The 24,317-nt window shown below is 72.2% G+C and carries 20 protein-coding genes; 11 read left to right on the top strand and 9 right to left on the bottom strand.

All coding sequences use genetic code 11. The features are described 5' to 3' along the window. Window positions 1–6: 6 nt before the first annotated feature. On the bottom strand, window positions 7–993 hold the full coding sequence (locus ACLJQF_RS32680) for an ArsR/SmtB family transcription factor (protein WP_410614192.1): 987 nt from the start codon (window positions 991–993) through the stop codon (window positions 7–9). Between the two features lie 306 nt (window positions 994–1,299). On the opposite strand from ACLJQF_RS32680, the gene ACLJQF_RS32675 reads away from it, so the two are divergent. Next, the gene (locus ACLJQF_RS32675; RefSeq protein WP_410614191.1) at window positions 1,300–2,499 is read left to right on the top strand and encodes a glycoside hydrolase family 5 protein; all 1,200 of its coding nucleotides are present in this window, start codon (window positions 1,300–1,302) and stop codon (window positions 2,497–2,499) included. Window positions 2,500–2,612: 113 nt separating this feature from the next. On the opposite strand, the gene ACLJQF_RS32670 is transcribed toward ACLJQF_RS32675, so the two are convergent. The 3 genes from ACLJQF_RS32670 to ACLJQF_RS32660 form a co-directional block, all read right to left on the bottom strand. Then, window positions 2,613–3,338: an ABC transporter permease gene (locus tag ACLJQF_RS32670; protein WP_410614190.1), complete on the bottom strand. Its 726-nt coding sequence runs from the start codon at window positions 3,336–3,338 to the stop codon at window positions 2,613–2,615. After that, a complete protein-coding gene (locus ACLJQF_RS32665) occupies window positions 3,335–4,060 on the bottom strand; it encodes an ABC transporter ATP-binding protein (RefSeq protein ID WP_410614189.1) in 726 nt (241 codons plus the stop codon). Before ACLJQF_RS32665 ends, ACLJQF_RS32670 begins: the two co-directional genes overlap by 4 nt. A 168-nt stretch (window positions 4,061–4,228) precedes the next feature. Next, window positions 4,229–7,105 carry a glycoside hydrolase family 9 protein gene (locus tag ACLJQF_RS32660; RefSeq protein WP_410614188.1) on the bottom strand — a complete coding sequence of 959 codons (2,877 nt, stop codon included), beginning with the start codon at window positions 7,103–7,105 and terminating at the stop codon, window positions 4,229–4,231. Between the two features lie 305 nt (window positions 7,106–7,410). Between ACLJQF_RS32660 and ACLJQF_RS32655 the strand changes: the two genes are divergently transcribed. Next, window positions 7,411–9,039: a glycoside hydrolase family 27 protein gene (locus ACLJQF_RS32655; protein WP_410614187.1), complete on the top strand. Its 1,629-nt coding sequence runs from the start codon at window positions 7,411–7,413 to the stop codon at window positions 9,037–9,039. A gap of 278 nt (window positions 9,040–9,317) precedes the next feature. Here ACLJQF_RS32655 and ACLJQF_RS32650 read toward each other — a convergent pair whose 3' ends face one another. From ACLJQF_RS32650 to ACLJQF_RS32640, 3 genes are all read right to left on the bottom strand, one after another. Next, window positions 9,318–9,671 carry a hypothetical protein gene (locus tag ACLJQF_RS32650; protein ID WP_410614186.1) on the bottom strand — a complete coding sequence of 118 codons (354 nt, stop codon included), beginning with the start codon at window positions 9,669–9,671 and terminating at the stop codon, window positions 9,318–9,320. A gap of 365 nt (window positions 9,672–10,036) precedes the next feature. Next, a complete protein-coding gene (locus ACLJQF_RS32645) occupies window positions 10,037–10,387 on the bottom strand; it encodes a hypothetical protein (protein ID WP_410614185.1) in 351 nt (116 codons plus the stop codon). A 106-nt stretch (window positions 10,388–10,493) separates the two neighbouring features. After that, the gene (locus ACLJQF_RS32640; protein ID WP_410614184.1) at window positions 10,494–10,850 is read right to left on the bottom strand and encodes a hypothetical protein; all 357 of its coding nucleotides are present in this window, start codon (window positions 10,848–10,850) and stop codon (window positions 10,494–10,496) included. A gap of 412 nt (window positions 10,851–11,262) precedes the next feature. Between ACLJQF_RS32640 and ACLJQF_RS32635 the strand changes: the two genes are divergently transcribed. Genes ACLJQF_RS32635 through ACLJQF_RS32595 form a run of 9 tightly spaced genes read left to right on the top strand, consistent with a single transcriptional unit; the run spans window position 11,263 to window position 21,138 of the window. After that, window positions 11,263–12,099, top strand: a complete 837-nt coding sequence (locus tag ACLJQF_RS32635) for a hypothetical protein (RefSeq protein WP_410614183.1) — start codon at window positions 11,263–11,265, stop codon at window positions 12,097–12,099. After that, window positions 12,096–13,061, top strand: a complete 966-nt coding sequence (locus ACLJQF_RS32630; RefSeq protein WP_410614182.1) for a polysaccharide deacetylase family protein — start codon at window positions 12,096–12,098, stop codon at window positions 13,059–13,061. Before ACLJQF_RS32635 ends, ACLJQF_RS32630 begins: the two co-directional genes overlap by 4 nt. Next, entirely contained in the window at window positions 13,058–14,344 is a 1,287-nt protein-coding gene (locus ACLJQF_RS32625) for an O-antigen ligase family protein (RefSeq protein ID WP_410614181.1), read from the top strand. The genes ACLJQF_RS32630 and ACLJQF_RS32625 overlap by 4 nt, the downstream gene beginning before the upstream one ends. Beyond that, a complete protein-coding gene (locus ACLJQF_RS32620) occupies window positions 14,319–15,371 on the top strand; it encodes a glycosyltransferase (protein ID WP_410614180.1) in 1,053 nt (350 codons plus the stop codon). The genes ACLJQF_RS32625 and ACLJQF_RS32620 overlap by 26 nt, the downstream gene beginning before the upstream one ends. After that, the gene (locus ACLJQF_RS32615) at window positions 15,368–16,216 is read left to right on the top strand and encodes a hypothetical protein (RefSeq protein WP_410614179.1); all 849 of its coding nucleotides are present in this window, start codon (window positions 15,368–15,370) and stop codon (window positions 16,214–16,216) included. The genes ACLJQF_RS32620 and ACLJQF_RS32615 overlap by 4 nt, the downstream gene beginning before the upstream one ends. Further along, the gene (locus ACLJQF_RS32610; protein WP_410614178.1) at window positions 16,213–17,484 is read left to right on the top strand and encodes a glycosyltransferase 87 family protein; all 1,272 of its coding nucleotides are present in this window, start codon (window positions 16,213–16,215) and stop codon (window positions 17,482–17,484) included. The genes ACLJQF_RS32615 and ACLJQF_RS32610 overlap by 4 nt, the downstream gene beginning before the upstream one ends. Then, window positions 17,481–18,905: an oligosaccharide flippase family protein gene (locus ACLJQF_RS32605; protein WP_410614177.1), complete on the top strand. Its 1,425-nt coding sequence runs from the start codon at window positions 17,481–17,483 to the stop codon at window positions 18,903–18,905. The genes ACLJQF_RS32610 and ACLJQF_RS32605 overlap by 4 nt, the downstream gene beginning before the upstream one ends. Beyond that, entirely contained in the window at window positions 18,902–20,011 is a 1,110-nt protein-coding gene (locus ACLJQF_RS32600) for a glycosyltransferase (RefSeq protein ID WP_410614176.1), read from the top strand. The genes ACLJQF_RS32605 and ACLJQF_RS32600 overlap by 4 nt, the downstream gene beginning before the upstream one ends. After that, window positions 20,008–21,138 (top strand): glycosyltransferase family 4 protein, encoded by a 1,131-nt coding sequence (locus ACLJQF_RS32595; RefSeq protein WP_410614175.1) that lies wholly within the window; start codon window positions 20,008–20,010, stop codon window positions 21,136–21,138. The genes ACLJQF_RS32600 and ACLJQF_RS32595 overlap by 4 nt, the downstream gene beginning before the upstream one ends. Before the next feature lie 136 nt (window positions 21,139–21,274). Here ACLJQF_RS32595 and ACLJQF_RS32590 read toward each other — a convergent pair whose 3' ends face one another. Further along, entirely contained in the window at window positions 21,275–22,633 is a 1,359-nt protein-coding gene (locus tag ACLJQF_RS32590) for a putative glycoside hydrolase family 15 protein (protein ID WP_410614174.1), read from the bottom strand. Next, window positions 22,615–24,045 (bottom strand): exopolysaccharide biosynthesis polyprenyl glycosylphosphotransferase, encoded by a 1,431-nt coding sequence (locus ACLJQF_RS32585; RefSeq protein ID WP_410614173.1) that lies wholly within the window; start codon window positions 24,043–24,045, stop codon window positions 22,615–22,617. Before ACLJQF_RS32585 ends, ACLJQF_RS32590 begins: the two co-directional genes overlap by 19 nt. Window positions 24,046–24,317: the final 272 nt, after the last annotated feature.

Below are 24,317 nucleotides of genomic sequence, written 5' to 3'. Positions count from 1 at the left end.
CGGTCGCTACGCGCTCACCGTCAGCAACGCGGAGCCGAACGTCGTCGGCCGGTGCCGGGCCGCCCCGCCGGCCCGGTCCGTGACGATCAACCCCGAATCTCGCAGCACGGTGGCGTGCTGGCTGGCTCCGGCCAGGGAGATTCCGAGCTCGGCCGCGACTTCGGTGGTGGAAAGCAGCGGCTTGGCGCAGATGGCGTCGAGCACCGCGGCGCGAGTCCGGCCCAGCAACGCGGTCACCCCCTGGACCGGCGCACCCCCGGCGAACCAGCCGGGGCGCCGGTCGATCGGGTAGACGAGCACCGGCTGCCGAGCGGCGTCCAGCAGCGTGACCGGCGACTGCCAGCAGAACAGGGACGGGACGAGCAGGAGACCCCGGCCGCCGAGGTGTAGGTCCTGGTCCACCGGGTAGTCGATCTCCAGTGCCGGGGACTGCCACCGCACCATCGGGTGCAAGGTCGACAGCAGCGCCTCGACCCCGCCGTCGACCACGATTTCGCCGCGCTGCAACCGGTCTGCCCGGGCCTGGCTGACGATGGCCGGCCAGTGCGGCCGGATCGCGACCGAGAAGTACCGCCGGATCGCGTCGCCGAGTTCGTGCAGGATGTCCAGCTCACCCGCCGCGAGCGAAGGAGCCCACGACGGCAGGGGCCGGGCGGCGGCCAGCTCCGTGAGGTCGGCGGCCAGCAGTGAACGGGGCGTGCCGAGGACGTCGTCGAGCCCGGACTCGAGGTCGCCCGCGCCCGCCCCCGGGGTGAGGAAATCCACCGAGTAACCGCGCGGCGGGGCCAGCGCGAACAGCAGCCCCGCCGACCGGTCGAGGCTTCGCCGTACCCGGGACCGCCACTCGCCGAACACCGGCTGGCCGGCACTCCCCTGGAGCAGGTGCAAGCTGAGCAGGGTCTCCCACAGCGGATCCGGCTTGTCGAGGATCCTGGTGCGAGCGAGATCGTCGGTCTCGAAATGGATGCGCAGCGTATTCCCGTGTCTCCCCATGGCGGGAGATGATCACGGAGGGTGCCATGCACTCGCCATACACAGCTGTATGGCCCGGCGGACGGTCACGGCCGATCGAGCGACACCGTAGCCCGCGCGCTCCTGGTTCAGCAGCTGCGTCCAGTCCTTGGACATCCGCCCGGCCTTGGCTCAGGCGTCCACCATCGAATGATGTCGATTCTCTCGATTATTCGATTACTTCGATCCCCACCTTCCGCGGGAAACGATTTAATCGACGAGGAGGATTGACGAGTGGTATCGATCATGTTGGAATATGTCCACCAATGGGCATGAGAGGTATCCGTCATGACTTCGAGAGCAACGAAGCTCCGGTCCGTCTTCCTTGCCGCCGCACTGGCCGTCACCGCAGGTGTCTCCGGGCCGAATCCGGCCAGCGCCGCCACGCAGCTGAATGCCGCGCAGATCGTTGCCGACATGGGTGCCGGGTGGAATCTGGGGAATCAGCTGGAAGCCAGCAGCAACGGTGTTCCCAGTGAAACCGCGTGGGGTCAGCCGACCGTCACGCAGGCGCTCATCGACAAAGTCAAGGCCTCCGGGTTCAAAACCATCCGGATTCCCGTCTCCTACCTCAACTACGTCGGCACCGGCCCGAACTACCCGGTGAACACCGCCTGGCTGAACCGGGTCCAGCAGGTCGTCGACTACGCCTACCGGCGCGGCCTGTACGTGCTGATCAACATGCACGGCGACGGCTACAAGACCGTCAACGGCTCCTGGCTGATCTGCGACTCCGGCAACCAGAGCACCATCAAGGCCAAGTACCAGAAGGTCTGGCAGCAGGTCGCGGCCCGGTTCGCCGGCTACGACCAGCACCTGGTCCTGGAGTCCATGAACGAGGAGTTCGACGGCCAGTACGGCAACCCGACCCAGCCGTGCTACTCGAACATCAACGCCTACAACCAGATCTTCGTCGACACCGTGCGCAGGACCGGCGGGAACAACAGTTCCCGGTGGCTGCTCGTTCCCGGCTGGAACACCAATATCGATTACACCACCGGCAACTACGGCTTCCAGCTGCCCACCGACCAGTTCCGCTCCCCCAGCATTCCCGCGAGCGAAAAACGGATCATGATTTCCGTCCACTACTACAGCCCGTGGGACTTCGCCGGCGAGGAAAACGGTAACATCACCCAGTGGGGCCGGGGCGCGACCAATCCGTCGAAGAAGTCGACGTGGGGGCAGGAAGACTACCTCGACGCCCAGCTGAAACTGGTGCGCGACGCGTTCGTCGCGAAGGGTTACCCGGTCGTCGTCGGCGAATACGGGTCGGTCGACAAGTCGGCGTTCGATTCCTCGAACAACCGGTACCGCGCCGACTTCGCGCGTGCCGTCGTCTCGACGTCGAAGAAGTACGGCGCCGCCACCGTCTACTGGGACAACGGCCACAACGGCCAATACGGCCTCGGCCTGTTCGACCGGCGCTCCTTCGCGGTGACCCAGCAAGGCATCATCGATGCCATCAAGGCCGGCCTCGCCAGTCGATGACCACCGGCCCCGTTCGGCCCGGACATCCGGGACTTCGGCACCAGCGGGCTGTGACATCCGGGGCTTCGCCCCGAGCCGGGGGCTCCGCCACCCGGAGCCCCCCGAGAAGCCGCTCAGGGCGTGCGGCGGCGCAGGGTCGCCGCACCCAGCAGCAGCGCGAGGACCGCGCAGCCCGCGATGATCCCGATGTTGCGGACCAGGGTGCCGTCGACCTCGGCCGAGCGGGTCACCTGCGTGAGCGCGTCCACGGCGTACGACAGCGGCAGCACGTCCGAGACCGCCCCGAGCACCCAGCCCATCTCGCCGCGCGGCACGAACAGGCCGCACAGCAGGAACTGCGGCAGCACGAACACCGGCAGGAACTGGATCGCCTGGAACTCCGTACGGGCGAACGCGCTGACGAACAGGCCGAGAGCCGTGCCGAGCAGCGCGTCCAGCACCACGACGAGCAGCAGGACCCAGACCGAGCCGGCGATGTCCAGCCCGAGCCAGGTCAGGGAGATCCCGGCCGCCACGACCACCTGCAGGGTCGCCAGCAGGCCGAACGCCAGCGCGTAGCCGAGGAGCAGGTCGAACTTGCCGATCGGCAGCGTCATCAGGCGCGTCAACGTCCCCGTCGTGCGCTCGCGCAACGTGGTCACCGAGGTGAGCAGGAACATGATCGTGAACGGGAAGATCCCGAGCAACGCCGGCGCGACCGCGCTGAACCGCTGCTCCGAGTTGAGCACGTACCGCAGCAGGATCATCAGCACGCTGGGCACCGCGACGAGCAGCACGATCGTGCGCGGGTCGTGCCGCAGCTGGGTGAGGATCCGGCGGGTGGTGGGCAGCGCGCTCATCGCGTGGCCTCCGCACGTCCCTTGATCAGGCGCAGGAACGCCTGCTCGAGATCGGGCGCGCCGGTCCGGGCCCGCAGCGCCTCCGGGGTGCCGCGGGCGAGGACCTTGCCGCGGTGCAGCAGCAGGAGGTCGTCGCAGCGGGCGGCTTCGTCCATGACGTGGCTGGAGATCAGCAGCGTGACGCCGGTGGCCGCCAGGTCGTGGAACAGCTTCCAGAGCTCGTCGCGCAGCTCGGGGTCGGAGCCGACCGTGGGCTCGTCCAGCACCAGCAGCTCGGGCGTGCCCAGCAGCGCCACCGCCAGGTTGGCCCGGCCGCGCTGACCACCGGAAAGGCGGCCGACCAAAACGCGGGCGGACGCGGTGAGGCCCGTCTGGGTGATCACCCGGTCCACGTCCGACGAAGGCGTGCCGAGCACCGCGGCGAAGTAGCGCAGGGCCTCGGTCACCGTCAGGTCCGCGTAGATCGCCGGGTCCTGGGTCGCGTAGCCGATCCGGTGGCGCAGCTCAGGGTGGCCCGCGGGCCGGCCGAGCACGTCCACGCGCCCGGATTCGACGATCTGGACGCCGACGATCGAGCGCATCAGCGTGCTCTTGCCGCAGCCGTTCGGCCCCAGCAGGCCGGTCACCGTCCCGCGCCGCACGGTGAACCCGATGTCGCGCAGCACCTCTTCGCCGCCGCGGTGGACGCGCAGGTCATCCACGACGATCGCCGGCTCGTCCACGGCGTCCTCCTTCCGCCCCGGACCACTCATGGTGAGCGCCGGTGCGAGCGGAGACAAGAGGAGAAAAGTGCGGGCAGATGCGCCGAGGGGGGAGGAGGCGCACCTGCCCGCAGATGTGACGTTAGCGGACTCTCCGTCCGTTCGCCGATCGAGCGACCGGAACGGGCGTCACCCGCACGTCTTCCCGTTCACCGAGAAGGACGACGGAGCCGGGTTGCTGCCCGTGTAGCTGCCGTTGAAGCCGATCGAGACCGACTTGCCCGGCGCCACCGCGGCGTTCCACGACAGCGCCTTGGCGGTCACTCCGGCGCCCGACTGCGACCACGTCGCCGACCAGCCCTGGGTCACCTTCTGGCCGGCCGCGAAGGCGAACTTCACCGTCCAGTCCGACCACGCCGTGGTCCCGGTGTTGGTCAGCGTGAGGGATGCGGTGAAGCCGCCGGACCAGTTGTACGACGTGTAAGTCACCGCGCAGCCGCCACCCGAAGCGTCCGGCAGGGTCGTGAACTGCGTCGACGCCGAATCCGGGCCGGTCAGACCCGCGCCGTTGCGGGCCACCACGACCAGGGTGTAGGCGGTCGACGGCGACAGCCCCGTCAAGGTCGCGCTCGTCCCGGTCACGGTGGCGAGGACCTTGCGGGCCGAGCCGGTCACGCTCACGACGTCGTAGTTCTTGATCCCGCTTTCGGCGTCCGAGGACGCCGTCCAGGTCACCGTCGCGCCGGTGGCGGACACCGCGGACACGGCGGGCTTGCCGGCCGCGGCCGGGGCGGTCGTGTCCACCGCGGACGGCGACTTCTCCGCGGTCCAGTTCGCCAGCCAGGCCAGCGCCGAGTTCCAGTTGACGGCGACCTCGTTCACCGAGTACGCCTGGATGTCGTCGACGAAGCAGCGCTGGGGCGCGCAGCCGGCGAGCAGCCGGGCCGCGGTCGGGTCCTGCAGGCCGCTGTTGGGCCCGCCGGAGAGCGCCCCGGGCGGCGCGGTCGGCAGCGACGGGTCCAGCTGGTGCGCCCAGAACCGGTGGTGCACGTTCTGCACCGCCTGGTCGCCGTGGCCGGCGACGTAGGAGTAGTTCGCGGGGTTGCGGCCGAGCAGGTAGTCCATGGCCTGGAACGCGCCGTTGCGGTACTTGTCCAGCTTGGTGAAGTCGTAGGCCAGGGCGAGGACCACGCCGTTGTTGGCCACCAGGCCGTTGGATCCCCACTCGTACGTGCCGTCGGCGGTGCGGTAGGGCGCCGGGTAGCCCATGCCCGACATCTGGGCAAGGTGGCTGTCGGCGGTGGTGGTGATCGCCGTCTTGATCGCCGCGACGTCCGCCGCGGGCAGGTCGGTGGGCACCAGGGCCAGGGTGATGTCGCCGAGCGCACCCGTCGAGCCCCAGTCGAAGCCGTGGGTATTGAAGCTGACGCCGCGGTAGAGCGCGGATCCGGTGACGTCGGTGCGGTACCCGCTCTTCGCCGTCGTCGCGAACAGCTCCGCGGCCGCCCAGTAGAACTCGTCGGTCACGGTGTTGTCGCTGTAGGTTCCGCCGCCGGTGCCGTCGTTGGGGTCGGCGAGCAGGTTCGGGTTGGCCTTCGCCGCGGCATAGGCCTTCTCGGCCGCGGTGAGCAGCTTCGCCGAGTACGCCGGGTCGATGGTCCGCCACAGCCGGGACGCCTGCGCCGCGACCGCGGCCATGTTCAGCGTGGCCGCCGTGCTCGGCGGGGAGAGCCGGCGCGGCTGGCTGTCCAGCTCGGGCCGGGTGGGCAGGGCGGTCCACGCCGCGTCGTGGATCTTGTGGTGCACCATGCCCGCGTTCGGCTTGCCGTCGGGCACCTGCATGGAGAGCAGGAAGTCGACCTCCCAGCGGGCTTCGTCGAGGATGTCGGGAACGCCGTTGGCCCGCTCCGGGATGGCCAGCTTCCCGTCGCCCAGGGCGCTCGCGTCGCCCAGCTTCAGCGCGCGTTCGTACTCGTCGAGCAGCTCCCAGGTCGCGATGCCGCCGTTGACGACGTACTTGCCGTGGTCACCCGCGTCGTACCAGCCGCCTCGGACGTCGAGCGTGTAGCCGCAGTTCAGGTCCGAGCGGCAGGGGACGTTGTTGTCGCCCTGGTTCGGCGCGACGTTCACGTGTCCCGCGGGCCGCGCGTAGGTGGCTCCGACGTACTGGGCGTCGATCGCGATCCCGCTGCGCTGGTGGTAGAAGAACGCCAGCGAGTCGTAGCGCAGCTTCTTGAGGCCGTCCGCGGAGATGTCGAACGGGAAGCTCGCCTCGGAGCCGACGGCGAGGGTGTAGCCGGTGCCCGCGGTGTCGTAGGCGGAGAAGTCGATGTCGTGGACGTTCTCGCCGGAGGCGGCGTCCGCGCCGCGGGGCCGGGTCTGGCCGGTGGCCACCGCGGTGCCGGCGGCGTTGCGCAACGTCCACGGCACCGGCGTCGCCGAGCTGCTGATCACCGTGGCGTGCTTGGGTAGGCCGGGGGTGTAACTTTCCTGGTTCACCCGGATGCCGCTCGTCGGCGGCAGGCCGCCGGGCGGGATCACGCCGCCGATCAGCGAAATGTTGTCCAGGCACACGGTGTTGTTCGCCGCCTGGCCGCCGAACCAGAAGGCGAGCTGGCCGTTGCCCGCGTTCGGGAAGTCCAAAGTGGACGTGAAGGTGACGGTGAAGTGCTGGGTCGTGGGCGTGACCGTCAGGTCGGTGCGGGAGATCTGCCGGTAGGGCGAGACGGCCTCGCCGGCGACGGCGGAGATCTGCTGGGTGGCCGTCGCGTGCGCGTCGAACTTCAGCGTGTACTGCTGCCCCGCCTCGAAGGGAACGCCGTTCTGGCCGGCCAGCGCGTCGTAGCCGTTGGCCGTGCCGCCGGTGACGTCGGTGCAGAACTCCCCGCCGGTGACGCGGCCGGTGGTACCGGACCCGGCCCACCAGGGGTCGAGGGTGCCGCTGGCGAAGGTGCCGTTGAGCAGCCGCTCGTAGTCCGCGGCGGACGCGGGAACGGAACTCGTCGTCAGCCCGAGCGCCGTCACCGCCAGTAACACCAGACCAGCCCGGAATTTCCTTGCCCGCATTCGCCATCTCCTCGTCGTCGAGCCCGGCGTAAGTCTTTCGGGGGCTCCGGGTGGCGGAGCCCCCGGCCCGAGGCGGAGCCTCGGATGTCACTGCAGTGGGAGCGCTCCCAGACAAGGGACTGTAATCATGCGTGCGCGGCTTTGGCAATGATCGCGAACGGAGGGTGGACGCGGTACCTGCCTTCGTCTATACATACGTGGTCACCGGGTCGGTCACAGCGAAATTTTCGGAAAGTTTCACCGCAGTCAGCGAAACCAAAAATGTTAACGCTAACTCTCGGTTCCTCGTCCGGAAAGGGGCAACGATGCCCGCTCGAACCCGTTCACGGGTCCTGCACCTGCTAGCTGCGACGGCCGCCGCGCTGTCGTTGTCCGCCGCGGTCCCGGGCGCCGCCGTCGCCGCGCCCGGGAGCCCGGCGGTGACCCCGCCGCTGGGCTGGAACAGCTGGAACAGCTTCGGCTGCAACGTCTCCGAGTCCACCATCCACCAAGCGGCCGACGCGATGGTCTCCTCCGGCATGCGCGACGCGGGCTACCAGTACGTCGTCGTCGACGACTGCTGGTTCGACCCGAACCGCGACGCCCAGGGCAACCTGCGCGGCAACGCCTCGAAGTTCCCCAGCGGCATGAAGGCCCTCGGCGACTACATCCACGCCCGCGGCCTGAAGTTCGGCATCTACCAGGTGCCCACCGACCGCACGTGCGCCCAGCGCACCGGCACCTACCCCGGCTCCACCGGCAGTCAGGGCCACGAAGCCCAGGACGCCCGCACCTTCGCCTCCTGGGGCGTCGACTACCTGAAGTACGACTGGTGCTCCCCCGCCGGCACCCGCGACGAGCAGGTCACCCGGTTCGGCCTCATGCGCGACGCCGTGCGCGCCACCGGCCGGCCCATCGTCTACAGCATCAACCCCAACAGCTACCACGCCATCACCGGCGACAAGTACGACTGGGGCCAGGTCGCCGACCTGTGGCGCACCACCGAAGACCTGCTCGACATCTGGCAGAACGGCAACACCAACAGCTACCCGATGGGCGTCGGCAACGTCCTCGACGTCACCGCCCCGCTGGCCGCGCAGGCCGGTCCCGGACACTGGAACGACCCGGACATGCTCGTCGTCGGCCGGCCCGGCCTGTCGCTGACCGAATCCCGCGCCCACTTCGCCCTCTGGGCTCTGATGGCCGCACCGCTCATGGCGGGCAACGACATCCGCACCATGTCCGCCGACATCAGCGCCGTCCTGCGCAACCCCCGTCTGCTGGCGGTCGACCAGGACAGCCTCGGTGCCGGCGGCCGCCGGGTGCGCGACGACGGCAACGTCGAGGTCTTCGCCAAGCCGCTGTCCGACGGGTCCGTAGCCATCGGCCTGCTCAACCGCGGCAGCGGCACCACGACCATCAGCACCACCGCGGCGCAGATCGGGCTGTCCGGGACGTCGTTCACCTTGACCGACCTGTGGACCGGCGGCACGTCGGCCTCCGGCGGCACGATCAGCGCGAGCGTGCCCGCGCACGGCGTCGCCGCCTACCGCGTCTCCGGCGGCACCCCGCTCGCCGCCACGACGTCGCGGCTGCGCGGCACCGGCTCGAACCGCTGCCTCGACGTCGACAACGCTTCGACGGCGTCCGGCGCGGGCACGCTGATCTGGGACTGCCAGACCGCCGCCAACCAGCTGTGGACCACCTGGGCCAACGGCGAAATCCGCGTCTTCGGCGACAAGTGCCTCGACGGCACCACCAGCGGGACTCGCGTGTTCAGCCGCTCGTGCACGGGCCAGAACAACCAGCAGTGGACGCTCGGCTCGGACGGCACGATCCGCAACGTCCAATCAGGACTGTGCCTCGACGTCGAGGGCGCCGCGACCGCCAACGGAAGCCGCGCGATCCTGTGGTCCTGCAACGGCCAGGCGAACCAGAAGTGGGGCCGCGCCTGATCGGTCACCTCGCCGGGGCAGGAACGGCCAACTCACCGCTCGCACCGGCCAACTCACACACCGGAACGGCCAACTCACCACGTGCCGGCGAGTTGGCCGGTCCGGGTGGTGAGTTGGCCGGTGAGAGCGGACGGCGGCGGTAACGCGCGGGCGGTAACGGAGTGATAACGGGGTACGGATCGCCTGTTCCGGGCACGCCGCACGACGTCAGGCGCGGCGCCGGATTCCGCACCTCGGCCGGCTTCCGCACACACAACGGGCAGCCGTGGCGCGGGGACTCAGTGGCCCTGGCTGGTGCCGCCGTCGGCGATACCGCCCGAGGCGCAGTTGTACGGGGACTCGCCGCCGGCCTCGTGCTCGCCCGGCGACAGGATCGGCACGCCGATGCCGTTGAGCGAGTCGTGGATCGGCACCTGGACGCCGAGCACGTTGACGTCGTTGCCGCACACGCCGAGCGTGCCGTTGACGTTGCGCAGCGCGTCGGTGTTGTTCAGGTTCAGCAGGCCGAGCTGGCCGGTGTGCCCACCGTGGTGGTGGTCGTGGCCGTCCGGCGTACCGGCGGCCGCGACGCCACCGGCCAGGAATGCGCCGGCCGCCATGGCAGCCGTGACGAAACCAACCTTCTTCAGCATTTGTTCTCCTCGATCAGTCGGTGCATCGGACAGGACGGTGGCGAGGTGTGTGTTCTCCGTCCCGTGTGAGGGAAACGTACTGAGAGAATGGGACCGATTCCACTTCGCGCCACCATCGGGTGCGCACCACAAGCCGCTGACCGGGCTGCATTGGCCCGATCGGGTCAGTGGCGTTTATCGGCCGGAAAACCGTTTTCGGGAAAGCGATGCTTATTCGCACGTTCGTTCACGTCGCAATCACCCGAAGAAACGCAACGGAATCGCGCGAAAAGCCGTAGGCTTGGACACACGGAACTCATCTTCGCACAGAGAAAAGCCGCCGCGCGGACGAGCGTCCACGCGGCGGCTTCTTCCTGCCGGTCCGGTCAGTGGCCCTGGGCCGTCCCGCCGTCCGCGATGCTGCCACTGGCGCAGTTCGACGGCGACGCGCCGTCGGCCTCGTGCGCCCCCGGCGACAGGATCGGGACGCCGACGCCCTGGGCGACGTCGTGCACCGGGACCTGCACCCCGAGCACGTTGACGGTGTCGTCGCAGACGCCGCCGACCAGGTTCGCGTTGTGCAGCGCATCGAGGCTCTGCACGTTGGCCAGGCCGAACTGCTCGCTGTGGTCGACCGGGTGACCCTCGACGGTGACGGTGGTCGCGGAGGCGGAGCCGCCGAACGCGGCCAACCCGGCGGCCAGTGCGGTCGCGACGAATCCGAGCTGCTTGATCACGAGAAAGAACTCCTCAACTGCCACCCCGGCACGGGGCGGTACTTCACGGCGCGAACCGAAGCCGCGCCATTCCGGAAATCATTTCTTTCCGCCGTGGCGGAAAACTTCAGTCGCCCTGGCTGGTGCCGCCGTCGGCGAGCCCGCTGGAGGCGCAGTTGTACGGCGACTCGCCGCTGGCCTCGCTCGCTCCCGGCGACAGGATCGGCACGCCGATGCCGTTGAGCGAGTCGTGGACCGGCACCTGGACGCCGAGCACGTTGACGTCGTTGCCGCAGAAGCCCAGCGTGCCGTTGACGTTGTGCAGCGCGTCGGTGTTGTTCAGGTTCACCAGGCCGACCTGACCGGCGTGGTCGAAGCCGTGGTTGCCGTGCTCCTCGTCCGGCGTGCCGGCGGCCGCGATCCCGCCGGTGACGAATGCGCCGGCCGCCATCGCGGCGGCGACAAAACCGATCTTCTTCAGCATGGATTCTCCTCAATAGGACAATGAACTCGACAAGTCGATTGCCAAGGCGGCATTCAATGCATTGTTCCGCCTCGGTGGGAAAAACGTACTGACGGGTCGCCGCGCATTCCAGCCGGTTCACCGATCGTGTGGGGTGCGCGAACCCCTGACCGGGGTCCGGATAGCTCGAACGGGTGGCCCGCCCGGAAGGCTCGCGATGGCCGCCCGGGTGATCAACGAACCGTTACTACGCAACGTGTTCTACCTACCGAGACACCGCGATGCGTCACGCTTTGGGGTTGCCGATGATCGGCGAATCCGTCTCGGAGCGTGACGAATTCCCGAACCCCATCCTTCGAAAGTGAAGCCCCGTCCGCGTTCCTACGCTTTGCCGGGTCATCCGGTTCGCGGTGCGGGACGTGAGGAGTCGTTCGTGGTGGATTACGCGGTACTCGTGGCGTCCGCGGTGCTCTACGCGGTGGGGATCGTCGCGCAGAGCGTCGCCGCGCGGCGGGCCGGGAACCGGCCGGGCACGGGGCTGGGCCTGCTGGCCCGGCTCGCCGCCGATCGCCTGTACCTGCTGGGTTTCGCCGGTCAGGTGGGCGGTTTCGCGCTCGCGTTCTTCGCGCGGGCTTCCCTGCCGCTGTACCTGGTCCAGGCCGCGTCGTCGTCGGCGATCGGGCTGGCGACGGCGTTCGGGGTCGTCGTCCTCGGCTGGCGGATCCGCACCGGGGAAGCGATGACGCTGGTGCTGCTGGCGTTCGGGCTGGTCCTGCTGGCCGGGTCGGCGTCGGCCTCGGTCGCCACCGACCTCTCGCCCGCCGGGGTCGCCGCGCTGGTGGTCGTGGTGCTCGGGACCGGGCTGGCCATGGTCCCCGCGGGCCGGTCGGGGACGTTCCTGCCGGCGGCGATCCTGTCCGGGGTCGCGTTCGCCGTCGTGGCGGTCGCCAGCCGGACACTCGCTCACCTCGACCTCGCCGCCCTGCCGGGGAACCCGCTGACCTGGCTGATGCTGGCGGCGGCCGTGCTCGGCCAGGCTTCGATGGCGGCCGCCCTGCAGCGCGGGCCGGCGGCGGCGGTCGTGGCCACCGCGGACGCGACCACGATCGTGCTGGCGTCGGTCACCGGCATCGCCGTCCTCGGCGACCACGTCGTCGCCGGGCAAGGGCCGTGGGTCGCCACCGGGCTCGCCGTGGTCGTGTGCGGTGTCCTGCTGCTGGGCGTGCAGTCGCGCGCCGCCGCGCCGGCCCTCGCCGGGGAAGCCGCGTGACGCCGCGGCCGCTCGCGAGCGTCTCGGTCGACCTCGACAACCTGTGGGCCTACCTCAAGACCCACGGTGATCCGGGCTGGCGGGACCGGCCCAGTTTCCTGCCGTCCGCGGTGCCGCGGCTGCTGGAGATCCTCGGCGGACAGGGCCTGACCACGACGGTCTTCGTGGTGGGCGCCGACGTCGTCCGCGAAGACGGCGCCAAGGCGGTCGCCGAAATCGCCGCCGCCGGCCACGAGGTGGCCAACCACTCCTTCGGCCACGAACCCTGGCTGCACCGCTACTCCCGCGACCGGCTCGAGGACGAGCTGAGCCGGACCGAAGACGCGATCACCGCCGCGGGCGCGCCCCGGCCGAGCGGGTTCCGCGGCCCCGGCTACAGCGTGACGCGCGACCTGGTCGAACTGCTCGCCGAGCGTGGCTACGCCTACGACGCCAGCACGCTGCCGACGTGGATCGGCCCGCTGGCCCGCGCCTACCACAACCGCACGGCGAAGACCTCGGACGAAGGGCTCGGCGAGCTGTTCGGCGGCGTCTCGCGGGTGCTGGCGCCGGTGCACGCCTACCGCTGGCAGACGTGCGGGGGCAGCGCGCTGGTCGAGCTGCCGGTGACGACGATGCCGCTGCTGCGCACGCCGATCCACGGCTCGTACCTCCTGCAGCTGCACGAGATCTCGCCGCGGCTGGCCCGCGGGTACTTCCGGACGGCGCTGCGGCTCTGCCTGGCCCGCGGGGTTTCGCCGTCGCTGCTGCTGCACCCCACCGACGTCCTCGGGGCCGCCGACGCACCCGGGATGGAGTTCTTCCCCGGCATGGCGACGCCGGGGGCGCGGAAGGTGGCCTGGCTCGGCTGGGTGCTCGCCGCGCTGCGGGAGCACTTCGACGTCGTCGGCACCGGGGAGTACGTCAGCCGGACGACCGTGCGGCGGACCCGGCCGGTGACCAGGTTGGACATCGGGAGATGACCGGCGAAGCCCGGTCGGGCCGCCGCTGCGACGACCCGAGCGACGTCTTGAATGACTCATTCAGGGCGTCGGATGCCCTGAATGAGTCATTCAAGACGTCCGGGCTGCGGGTCCTTGCCTGCGCGACCGTCGCCCTGGCGCCGGTCGAGGGCTACCTGACGGCCGTGCAGAGCCAGCTCGGCAAGGTCGCGCCCGCACTGCTCACCGTGGTCTGGCTCGCCGTGCGGATCCGCCGGCGGCAGCCGCCCCGGCCGGCGCCGCTGCACGCGGTCCTCGCGCTGCTCGCCGTCGTGCTGGCGGCGACCGCGGCCATGCACGCGGCGGGCGGGTTCACCGCCGAATACACCGTGCGCTGGCTGCCGTTCCTGGTGGTCACCGCGGCACTCGCCGACGTCGCGAGCCGGGAGGTGCCGATCCGCTGGCTGCTGCTGGCGGCGGCCGCGGGCGCCACCGTCGCCGGCGCGGGCGCCCTCTACAGCCTGGTCGCCGAGGGCGAAGCCCGCGCGAGCGGGCCGCAGCCGGACCCGAACGACCTGGCCTACTTCCTCGTCGCCGCCGTCCCCCTGCTCGCGGCGCTGCACCGCCGGGGCCGGGGATTCCTCCTGGCGGCCGCGGGCATCGTCCTGGTGGCCGGTGCGACGGCGACGTTCTCCCGCGGCGGCGCGCTCGGCCTGACCGCCGCGGTCGGCTGGCTGCTGCTGCGCCGGGTGCTGTCGTGGCGGGTGCTCGCCGCCACGGCCGCGGCGGTGGCCGCGCTCGGGCTGGGCGCGTGGGCGTTCGCCGGGCCGCAGCTGGACCGGGCGCTGCAGGAGAAGAGCTTCATCGCCGCGTCCAATGTGGACACGCGAGAGCTGCGCTGGCAGGCGGCGGCCCGGATGCTGACCGCCCACCCGGTGCTCGGCGTCGGCCCCGGCGGGTTCCGCGAGCACTACGCCGCCGAGTCGCACAACGCCGAGGTCGACGAGCAGACCCCGGTGGCGCACAACATGTACCTCGAGGTCGCCGCGGAACTGGGCCTGCCCGGGTTCGCACTGTTCGCCGGGGTGGTCGGCGTCGCCGCGGTGGCGAGCGAGCGGACGGTCCGGCTGGCCGGCCCCGGGCCGCGACGCACCGAAGCGGTCGCGATCCAGGCGTCGCTGCTCGCCGTGCTGGTCACCTCGACGTTCCTGTCCGAGCAGTACTACCTGCCGTTGTGGTCGCTGGCCGCGCTCGCCGTCGCGGCCGAAGCCCGGGTCAGAGAAGGAGAGGGAGGCGCCGATGCGGGTGCTGCACGTGATCAGTGAGATGGGGGCGGGCGGGGCGGAGACGCTCGTGGCCGGCATGGTGGCCCGCGGCGAGGAGTACGGCTGGGTGTCCGCCGTCGCCAGTGGCGGGGGTTTCCGCGCCGACGCGCTGGCCGCGGCCGGCACGCCGACGTTTCCCGTACCTCTCGCCCGCCGCAGCAAGGCGGGCGTGCTGAAGGCGGCCTGGGCGACCCGCCGCGCGATTTCGCGGTTCCGGCCCGACGTCGTGCTGGCCCACAACGTCGGCGCGAGCCTGGTGGCCCGCCTCGCGCTCGCACCCGGGCGGCGGCCGCTCACCGTCTTCCACGGCGTCGCCGACGAGGACTACCCCGCCGCGGCCCGGATCCTGCGCCGCACGTCCGGCCGGGTCGTCGCGGTCTCCGCGGCCACCGCGGACCGGCTGACGGCGGCGGGGCTGGAGCGTCCGGCGGTGATCCCCAACGCGGTGTTCCCGCGGCCACCGGTGTTCGGCCGTGCGGAGATCCGCGCATCCCTGGGCGTCCCGGCGCGGACGCCGGTCGCGTTGTGCCTGGCCCGCCTCGAACCGCAGAAGCGCCACGACGTGCTGCTGGACGCCTGGGCCGCGGTCGACGGCGACGCCGTGCTGTGGCTGGCCGGCGACGGCAGCCTGCGTCCGGAACTGGAGCGCCGGGCCCAGGCGCTGGGTCGCCGGGTCGAGTTCCTCGGCACCCGCGCGGACGTGCCGGACCTGCTCGCCGCGGCCGACGTCACGGTGCTGACCAGCGACTGGGAAGGCCTGCCTCTGGCGGTCCTGGAGTCGATGGCGGCCGGGCGGCCGGTGGTCGCGACGGACGTCGGCGGCATCGGCGGGGTCCTCGCCGGTGGCGGCGGGATCGTGGTGCCGCCGTCGGATCCGGCGGCGACGGCCGCGGCGCTGACCGCGCTGCTGTTCGACCCGGCGAGGCGGGAAACCGCGGCCGCGGAAGGAATCCGGGCCGTCGAACGCGACTACGACCCGCACCGGCTCATGAAGTCCTACGACGAGTTGCTCCGAGGTGCCCGATGAAGTCTGTTGTCCCGAGTGTCGCCGTGGCGCTGCTGGTGGGGGCGCTCGTGTTGCTCGTCGGCCTGACGCGCGGCGCGGAGTACCAGGGCCGGGTGAGCCTGCTCGCCGGCCCCGCCGCGGCGGACGGTGCGCCGTACGGCGAGGTCGTGTCGCTGGCGTTGCCGGCGCTGGTCGAGCTGGCTCGCAGCCCGTCGGTGCTGCAGGCGGCGGCGCCGGTTTCCGGGTACACACCCGACGAGCTGGCCGGGCACGTGTCGGTCGAGCTGGTCCCGGCATCCGGCCTGGCCCGGCTGTCGGTGCGCGCGGCCTCGCCGGAGCAGGCGGGCGCGGCGGCGATGGCGCTGGGCAAGGCGATGATCGACGCGGATCTGCTCGCGCCGGCCGGGAAGCTGCGGACGCTGGATTCGCGGCCGGACGTGGTCACGGTGGCGCCGGACGTGCCCCTGGTCGGCGGGCTGGCGCTGGTCGGCGCGGTCGCGGCCGGGCTGGCGACGGCGGCCCTGCGCCGGCTGACACCGGCCGGCGCGGGCCCGGGCCCGGTGCGCCGCGCGCTGGCGGCGGCGGGAGTGCATCGGCCGGTGGCGGTCCTGCGGGAGGAGGACCCGGCGGCGGCCGACCGGCTGGCGGTGCTGTGCCGCGCGGCCGGGCGGCCGGTCCGGGTGCTGCCGGTGACGCCGGAGCTGACCGAGACGGCGGCCAAGGTGGCGGCCGGGCTGCCGGAGGAACGTGGCGAGGGCGCCTCGGTGGTGGCCGTGACGGCGGCGGGGCGGCACCAGGCCGACCTGACCGCGACGGTCGGCGTGCTGCCGCCGGACGCGGTACTGGTGGCGGTGGTGCTGGCATGACCTCGAGACAGGACACCGTCCCCGCCTCGACGCGCACGTCCCCGAAGCATCGGCTCGCGCCCGTCACCCGCACGTCCCCGAAGCAGCGGCTCGTCCTCCTGCTCGCGACCCTCGCCGGAACCCTGAGCGCCTGGCACGCCCTCAAGCCCTCCTGGCAGGTCCCGCTGCCCACCCCCGCCGTCCTCGGCGAGGAACGGTTGCAGGACTTCCGCGACGCCCTCTACTTCCCCATCCGCGAATTCCTCGCCGGCGGCAATCCCTACGACCCCGCCGCGATGTTCGCGCACTGGCCCGTGCGTCAGGACTTCAACCTGTACCAGCCCTACCACCTGCTGCTGCACGCGCCGTTCGCATTGCCCGGCTACCGCGCCGGCGCCATCGCGTTCACGTTCTTCTCGCTGCTGCTGCTGGTCGCGCTCGCCGCACTGACCGCCCACGCCGTCCGGCGGTACGTTCCCGTGCCGTTCGCGGTCACCACCGCCGTCGTCGCCGCGCTGCTCGTGACCAGCCAGGTCGGGAAGGCCCAGCTCTACGTCGGCCAGATCAACCCGCTGATCGCGCTCGGCGCGGCCGGTGCCCTGCTCGCCCGGCGCGACCGGCCCGGGTGGGCGGCCGTCGCGCTCGCGCTCGCCTGGCTGAAACCGCAGTACGGCTTTCCGCTGGCCGTCCTGCTGTTCGCCCGCGGCTCGCGGCGGGTCGCGCTGCTCGGCACCGCCATCGCGGCGGCCGCCAGCCTGCCGGTCGTCGTGCTCCTCGTCGTGCGGGGCGGGGGCATCGGGCCGTTCCTCGACGTCGTCGTCGCGAACCTCGCCCACGCCCGCGGCACCGCCTACGGCGCGGTGGATTCCGTCACCGCGCAACGCATCGACGTCGCCGCGGTGCTGTTCCGCGTCACCGGCTGGACGCCCTCCGAGCTGGTGGTTCTGGCCGGTGTGCTCGTCGCGAGCGCGCTGCTCATCCGGAGGACGAAAGAGCCCGTCGCCGATCTGCTGACCCTGCTCGCCGTCGTGGTCTGCGTGGTGCACCAGCCCGGTGACGTGCTGATCGCCGTGCCCGCGATGGCCGTCGTGGCCGCGCTGTGGTGGCGGCACCGGGCCGAGCCGGGGTGGACCTCGGGCGGGCTCGCCGTCCTCGCGCTCGCCGTCCCCTTCGCTCATCTGTACACAGTGGACAGATTGTTCGGGCCGCGGACGTCGGTCACCGTGGACGGTGCCGCGGTGGTCATCGCGTGGGTTCTCGCCGTGGTCGCCGCGAGGAGGGTCGCGTGACGACCGCGCTCGGGAGCCGCGCGGTCCGCGGCTCGCTGTGGCTGGGCGTGGTCAACCTCGTCAGCAAGAGCAGCCAGATGCTGGTCACGCTGGTGCTGGCCGCCCTGCTCACCGAGGGCCAGCTCGGCGCCGTGGCGCTCGCGGTGGCGCTGGTCAACCTCGGCCAGGTCGTCCAGTCGATCGGCGTCTACGACGTCATCGGCCGCACCGAACACGATCCGCGGCGGACGGCGGGCACGGTGCTCACGCTGAGCGTCGGTGCCGGCATCGTCCTGGCCGTCGCGCTGGTGGCCGTGGCCGGGCCGCTCACGGCGTTGCTCGGCACGCCGGACGCCGAAGGGCTGGTCCGGCTGGCCGCGCTCGGCCTGCCGTTCTCGGCCGCGGGCGGCGTGCAGATGGGGCTGATGCACCGCGAGCTCGACTTCCGGCGACGGCTCCTGCCCGACGGCGGCAGCGCGGTGCTGGGCGCGGCGCTGACGGTCGTGCTCGCCGCGTGCGGCGCCGGGCCGCTGTCGCTGGTCCTCGGCCTGCTGGCCACGGCGGTGTCGCAGCCGCTGCTCGGCGCGCTCGCTCGCGGCGGGGTCCGGCCGTGCTGGGACACCGCGGCGGCGCGCGAAGTGCTGGACTGGGTGGCCGTCGTGGGGCCGGCCGCGGTCGTCGGCGCGCTGCTGGTCAACCTGGACTACTTCGCGGTGGGGCACGTGCTCGGGCCGGACGCGGTCGGCGTCTACTCGGTGGCGTACCGGCTCGCCTGGGTGCCGTACATCATGGTGGCGGTCGTGCTCGGCGCGGTCGCTTTCCCGGTGTTCACGCGGCTGCGGCGCGAGGGGGCGCCGCTCACCGGGGCGGTCACCCGGTTCACCCGCGCGGTGCTCGTGGTGACCGGCGGCCTCTACCTGGCGCTCGCGGTCCTCGCCGACCACGTCGTGCTGCTGGGCGAGCGGTGGGCGGGGGCGGCCGGCCCGCTCGTGCTGCTGTCCGGCTACGGCGTGGGGATCTGCCTGCTGCAGATCTGGTACCAGGCGGTGAAGGCGACCGGGCACGTCCGGCCGTACCTGGCCCTCGAGACGACGCACCTGGTGCTGCTCGCGGTGGGGCTGGTGGTGCTGACCCACGCCGGGATCGGGGCGGTCGCCCTGGTCCAGTGCGGGGCGGCGTGGCTGGTGGTGCCGCTCGCCTGGCGGGTGCTGGCCGGGCTGGACGTGGCGCCGTCGGCGGCGGAGCTGGGCGGGATGTCGGCGCGCGTCGCGCTGGCTTGCGTAGCGGGCGCGGTGCCCGCGGTGGCCGTGGGGCGGTGGTTCGGGGACTCGCCGCCGGGGGTGGTGGCCGAGGCCGCGGTCCTCGTCGCCGGGTACGCCGGGGCGACCCTGCTGCTGCAGCGCGGCGCGCTTGCGGAACTGCGCCGGGGAGGCCTGCGATGAGGCTCGTGCACGTCTCCCAGCCCGTGACCGCGGGCGTCGCCGTGGTCGTGCTGGAACTCGCGGTGGCCCAACGGGACCGCGGCTGGTCCGTCACGATCGCCTGCCCGCCCTCCGGCTGGCTCGCCGAACGCGCCCGGGACGTCGGCATCGACGTTCGTGGCTGGACTGCGGGCCGCGCGCCCGGGCCCGGCTCGATCACCGAAGCGCTGCGGCTGCGGCGGCTCCTGGACGACCTCGACCCGGACGTCGTCCACCTCCACAGTTCCAAGGCCGGCCTGGCCGGGCGGCTGGCCGTGCGCGGCGGCCGCCCGACGGTGTTCCAGCCGCACATGTGGTCCTTCGAGTCGGCGAGCGGGCCCCTGCGCCGCGCGTGCGCCGCGTGGGAGCGTCTCGCGTCGCGGTGGACCGACCTGCTCGTGTGCGTCAGCGACGACGAGCTCGCCGCCGGCCGGGCCGCCGGGGTGACCGCCGAGGCGGACGTCGTATGCAACGGCGTCGACACCACCCGGTTCGTCCCCGGCGACCGGACGGCCGCGCGGCGGCGGCTCGGGCTGCCCGAGCACGCACCGATCGCCGTCTGCCTCGGCCGGCTGGCCGAGTTCAAGGGCCAGGACCAGCTGCTGTCGGCGTGGCCGGAGGTGCTGCGGCGGCTGCCCGGCGCGCAGCTCGTCTTCGCCGGCGACGGGCCCATGGGGCCGGTCTGGCGCGAGCGGCACCCGGTGGCGCAGCACGCGTCCGTGCACTGGACGGGGCACACCGACGAGCCGGCGGCCTGGTACACCGCCGCCGACGTCGTCGTCCTGCCCTCCCGCGCCGAAGGAATGGCGCTGGTGCCGCTGGAAGCGATGGCGTGCGCCCGGCCGGTCGTCGGGTTCGACGTCGGCGGGGTGCGCCAGAGCGTCGCGGACGCGGGCGCGGTGCTGCCACCCGGCGACGTCGGCCTGCTCGCCGAGGCCGTCGCCGCGCGCCTGGCCGACCCGGGACTGGCCCGGCGCGAAGGCGAACGCGGCCGCCGCCGGGTGGAACTGTCCTTCGACCGGGGGCGGATGACCGACCAGATCGCCGCCCTCGTCGACAAACTCACCCCGTCGGAGCGCCTCTCGTGACCCGCATCGCCTATCTGCTCACCCAGGACCGCGGCGGCCCGGTGGACGTCACCGTCCGGCTGGCCGCGACCCTCGCCGCCGACGGCCACGACGTCCGCGTCTTCGGTCCCGTGCCCGCGCGGGGCGCCGCGCTGCTCGACGGCCACCACGAGGAACTGGCGGTGTCGGACAAGGAGGACCTCGCGGCGGCGGGGCGCGCGCGGGCGGCGCTCCGGGCGTGGCGGCCCGACGTCGTGCACGCGCAGGACCGGCGCGCGGGCTTGGTGATCGCGGGCCTGCGGTTCGCCCGCGGCCCCCGGCCGGCGCTGGTGCAGACCTACCACGGCGTGCCCGACGACGTCGCGGAGCCGTGGTTCCGGGGTTCTCGCGGGGCCGCCGGGCCCTCGGCGTACACGCGGACGGTGCTGGCCGCGGACGCCGTCGTCGCCCGCGTCCTGGACCGGACGGTCGTGCCGGCTTCCGCGATGGGGACGTTCCTGCGCCGTCGGCTGCGGGTGCCCGCCGGGCGGCTGGTGCACGTCGACAACTGCGTCGCGCTCGCCTCGCCCGCGCCACCGCGCGGGCCGGTGCGGCACCTCGTCTTCGCCGGGCTTCTGGTGGAGCGCAAGGGGGTGCTCGACCTGCTGGCCGCGTTGAGCGTGCCCGGCGTGCTGCCTCTGGACGGGCGGCTGACGGTGATCGGCGACGGCCCGGAGCGGGCGGCGGCGGAACGGGCCGCCCAGCAGCCGCCGCTGGCGGGGCGCGTCACGTTCCTCGGCTTCCGGCCGGACGTCCCCGCCCTGCTCGCAACGGCCGACGCGCTGGTCCTGCCGTCCACAATAGAGCAGCAGCCGCTGGTGGTGGCCGAAGCGATGGCCGCGGGCAAGCCGGTCCTGGCGACGGCCACCGGCGGCGTCCCCGCCATGCTCGACGTCCCGGGCGGACCGGCGTTCCTCGCCCCACCGGGCGACGTCCCGGCCCTCGCCTCGCGGCTACGCGCGCTGTTCGCCGAGCCGGACCCGGCCCGCCTCGGCCGTCTCCTCGCCGAACGCGCCCACGCCCGCTACCGCCCGGAGGCCTGCGCCCGCCGTCACCTGGACCTCTACGCCCGGCTGAAGCCATCGTGTCGACCCTCCAATCACGTGTGATGGCCCTTCAATCACGTGTGATGGCCCTCCGATCACGGGCTTCGCGTGATTGGAGGATCGACACGCGTGATTGGGGGGTCGACTCGCGTGATTGGAGGGTCGACTCGCGTGATTGGAGGGTCGACACGCGGGCTGGTCAGCGGGCCCAGAGGCGGCCGATGCGGAACTCGTCGCGGGTGACCCGCCAGGTTCCTCGTTTTGCGAGTTGTTGCGGGTCTACCAGGATTACCGCGTCCGCGGCTTCGATCGTGAGCGGGGGCGGGGTTGGGGTGGACGTGGGGGTAGCCGAAGGGGTGGGGGTGGGGGTGGGGGTGGGGGCGCCTGGTTTGACCAAGCCCTCTGGGGGGACCACCGTCTGGGTTGCGGCCGTCGTGTTGACCGCGACCCAGCCGTGGGTGAACGTCCTGGACCAGACGCCGTTCGGCAGCCTGCTGGCCGCGTCGATCGCCTCCCCCAGGCCGCTGTCCTGCAACGACGACCACTCCGGGTCGCGGTAGTCGTCCGTCGTCGCCCGGGTCCAGCACGTGCGGGGGCCCGCGAGCAGGGCCGCGCTCGCGTAGCCGGACCGTTCCTCACGCGCGTTGTGCGTCCGCGTGACCAGCAGCAGCAGGGACTCGCCGAGTGCGGCCTGCGCGCGTAGTTCCTGGAACTCGTTGCCGCGGAAGGTCAGCAGGCCGCCGGTGCCGCCGTTCTCGCGGAACCCGAAGTTCTCCTCCATCGCGCCGCCGAACCGGGAGTGCGCGGTCCACCGGCCCGGCAGGAGGTGCGTCTCGGACACGTTGGGCACCAGCAGCTTGTCCGCGTTCGTGAGGGCGTCACCGGCCTTGGTCAGGAACGCGTCCAGGCCGTCGCGGAGCTTGCGGTCGGTCTCCGCGACGTTCGCGGTGCCCGCGAGCACCGCGGGCGAATAGTGGCTCAGGGAGTTGAAGTCGTTGTCCGCGAGCACGCCGTCCCAGCCCTCGCGCTTCACTTCCGCGACGACGGCGTCCGTCCAGGCCTGCTGGTAGTCGGGGTTCCACACCGTCATCTGCCAGTGCCGCGGGTAGCCCTGCCACTCGATCCGCCGCCCCTTGCCGTCCACGGCGAACCAGTCCGGGTGGTGCTCCTGCGCCGCGACGTAGCCGATTCCGCTCGGCAGGAAGACCGCGTCCTGGCCGCCGTCGACCGTGCCCGGGTAGTTGCGGGTGCTCGACAGGTCCTTGTACACCAGCACCTTCACCCGCGGGTTGAGCTGGTGCAGGCGGCGCATGGCCGTGCCCTGGTCGGCGTTGAGCACGACGACCTGGTAGCGCTTGGCCGCCAGCTCGATCTCCTGCGACGTCGGCGGCTCGCCGATCCCGTACCACCAGGCGCAGGGGGCGAGGGGCTTCGGCGGCGGCGCCGAGAGCTCCTGCGCCGAGCTGGCGACGCAGCCCGCCAGGCAGCTCGCCAGCAGCACGGCGGTGGCCGCCAAGGACACCGCCGGGTGCCGGCGGATCAGCGTTGCCTTCGGCACAGCAGTTCTCCCACCGTGAGGATGATGATCTTGAGGTCCAGCCACAACGACCAGTTCGCGATGTAGTAGTTGTCGTAGCGCGCCCGGTCCGCGATCGAGGTGTCCCCGCGCAGGCCGTGCACCTGCGCCAGCCCGGTCAGCCCGGTCGGCACCCGGTGCCGGGCCCAGTACAGGTCGTGGACGGCGGAGAACTCGTGCACGAACACCGGCCGCTCCGGGCGCGGGCCGACCAGCGACATGTCGCCGCGCACGACGTTCCACAGCTGCGGCAGTTCGTCCAAAGAGGACCGTCGCAGGAAGCGGCCGACCGGGCCGACCCGGCGGTCGCCGGCGACCGACCAGCGCGTCTGCGAATCGTCGACCACGGCCTGCCGCACGCTGCGCAGCTTGAAGAGCACGAACGTGCCGCCGTCCATCCCGACCCGCACCTGCCGGAAGAAGACCGGAAACCCGCTCTCCACCGCGACGGCGAGCGCGCAGACCGCGATGACCGGGGCGAGGACGACGAGCGCGGCCGCGGCCAGCGTGGTCTCGACGGCGCGCTTGACCCACCAGCTCGGCCGCCGGGTCGGTGCGCCGCCCAGCCACACCAGCGGGTAGCTGCGGAGCCGGTCGACGCCCGGCCCGTCGGGGCAGAGCTCGAACAGGTGCGGCAGCACCAGGGTGACGCACCCGAGGCGGTGCGCGCTGATGGCGGCGTCGACGATCGCGCGGTCGCGGTCGTCGGCGGGCGCGAGGATCACCGTGCCCGCGCCCAGCCGGGCGATGGCGCCGGTGAGGTCGCCGTCGATCCGCTCGACCGGCAGCCCGGAGGGCACCGGCTCCGGGCCGGACGCCGCGACGCCGACCGGCAGCAGCCCGAACTCCGGGTGCTCCAGCATGGTGCGGACCAGTTCGCCGCCGATCCGGCCGGAGCCCACGACGACCGCCCGGTCGCAGCGCCGCAGCCGCCGGCGTCCCCACCGGCCGAACGCGAAGACCGCCGGGCGGGCGGCTTCGCTGAGCACGGCGAAGCACAGCACGACTTCCTGCATCCGCGCCGTGTCGTCGCCGTCCATACCGGCCACCAGGCCGAAGCCGGTGACGAGCGCGAACGCCAGCGCGGTGGCGGTGACCGAGCGCGGGAGGTCCTGCAGCCAGGACAGCCAGAGGCGGCGACGGTGGACGCGGCCGGTCACCCGGGCGCCCGCGAGGGCCACCGCGGTCACCGCCGCGCACGCCGGGCCGGGGCTCGTCCGCAGCACCGCGGCCAGCCAGGCGGCGCCGTCGACGGCGACGAGCAGCACGGCCACGGCGTTGACCCGGGCGAGGAGGGGACGGGTGCGGACGGCGTCCCGCGGCCGGTCACCCGGCCGGACCCGCCGCTGCGCCGGCACCGCTTCGGTGACGACCGTGTCTCTGAGTTCAGTCACCGGTCTCGACCTCTACTTGACATGAGGGTTCCATTCTCGCTTTCTTCACGACTCAGCCATTCGAGGCAACACCGACTCGATCGAGTGAACTTTCCCAAGAAGTCCCGGAAATGCACTCGATCGGGGCGAGCTACCAACCCGATCCGGTGATTTCAGGAAACACCTAGTAGTTCCGATGACGCGCATCCTTCCGAGGGACTTTTGGGGCCACTAAAGAAACCACACAACATAGCCGAATATGACTCGACGGCCGCACCAACCCGATTCCGGCC

Origin of the sequence: Amycolatopsis sp. lyj-109 (assembly GCF_046548995.1) — a bacterium.
Classification (GTDB): domain Bacteria; phylum Actinomycetota; class Actinomycetes; order Mycobacteriales; family Pseudonocardiaceae; genus Amycolatopsis.
This window is presented reverse-complemented; position numbering and strand designations above follow the sequence as displayed.

What these genes read in the sequence shown, in the direction of transcription:
- ACLJQF_RS32655 (WP_410614187.1), top strand. Translation starts at nt 7,411, where the DNA reads ATGCCCGCTCGAACCCGTTCACGGGTCCTGCACCTGCTAGCTGCGACG.
- ACLJQF_RS32660 (WP_410614188.1), bottom strand. Translation starts at nt 7,105, where the DNA reads ATGCGGGCAAGGAAATTCCGGGCTGGTCTGGTGTTACTGGCGGTGACG.
- ACLJQF_RS32640 (WP_410614184.1), bottom strand. Translation starts at nt 10,850, where the DNA reads ATGCTGAAGAAGATCGGTTTTGTCGCCGCCGCGATGGCGGCCGGCGCA.
- ACLJQF_RS32625 (WP_410614181.1), top strand. Translation starts at nt 13,058, where the DNA reads ATGACCGGCGAAGCCCGGTCGGGCCGCCGCTGCGACGACCCGAGCGAC.
- ACLJQF_RS32600 (WP_410614176.1), top strand. Translation starts at nt 18,902, where the DNA reads ATGAGGCTCGTGCACGTCTCCCAGCCCGTGACCGCGGGCGTCGCCGTG.
- ACLJQF_RS32680 (WP_410614192.1), bottom strand. Translation starts at nt 993, where the DNA reads ATGGGGAGACACGGGAATACGCTGCGCATCCATTTCGAGACCGACGAT.
- ACLJQF_RS32670 (WP_410614190.1), bottom strand. Translation starts at nt 3,338, where the DNA reads ATGAGCGCGCTGCCCACCACCCGCCGGATCCTCACCCAGCTGCGGCAC.
- ACLJQF_RS32615 (WP_410614179.1), top strand. Translation starts at nt 15,368, where the DNA reads ATGAAGTCTGTTGTCCCGAGTGTCGCCGTGGCGCTGCTGGTGGGGGCG.
- ACLJQF_RS32620 (WP_410614180.1), top strand. Translation starts at nt 14,319, where the DNA reads ATGCGGGTGCTGCACGTGATCAGTGAGATGGGGGCGGGCGGGGCGGAG.
- ACLJQF_RS32650 (WP_410614186.1), bottom strand. Translation starts at nt 9,671, where the DNA reads ATGCTGAAGAAGGTTGGTTTCGTCACGGCTGCCATGGCGGCCGGCGCA.
- ACLJQF_RS32610 (WP_410614178.1), top strand. Translation starts at nt 16,213, where the DNA reads ATGACCTCGAGACAGGACACCGTCCCCGCCTCGACGCGCACGTCCCCG.
- ACLJQF_RS32675 (WP_410614191.1), top strand. Translation starts at nt 1,300, where the DNA reads ATGACTTCGAGAGCAACGAAGCTCCGGTCCGTCTTCCTTGCCGCCGCA.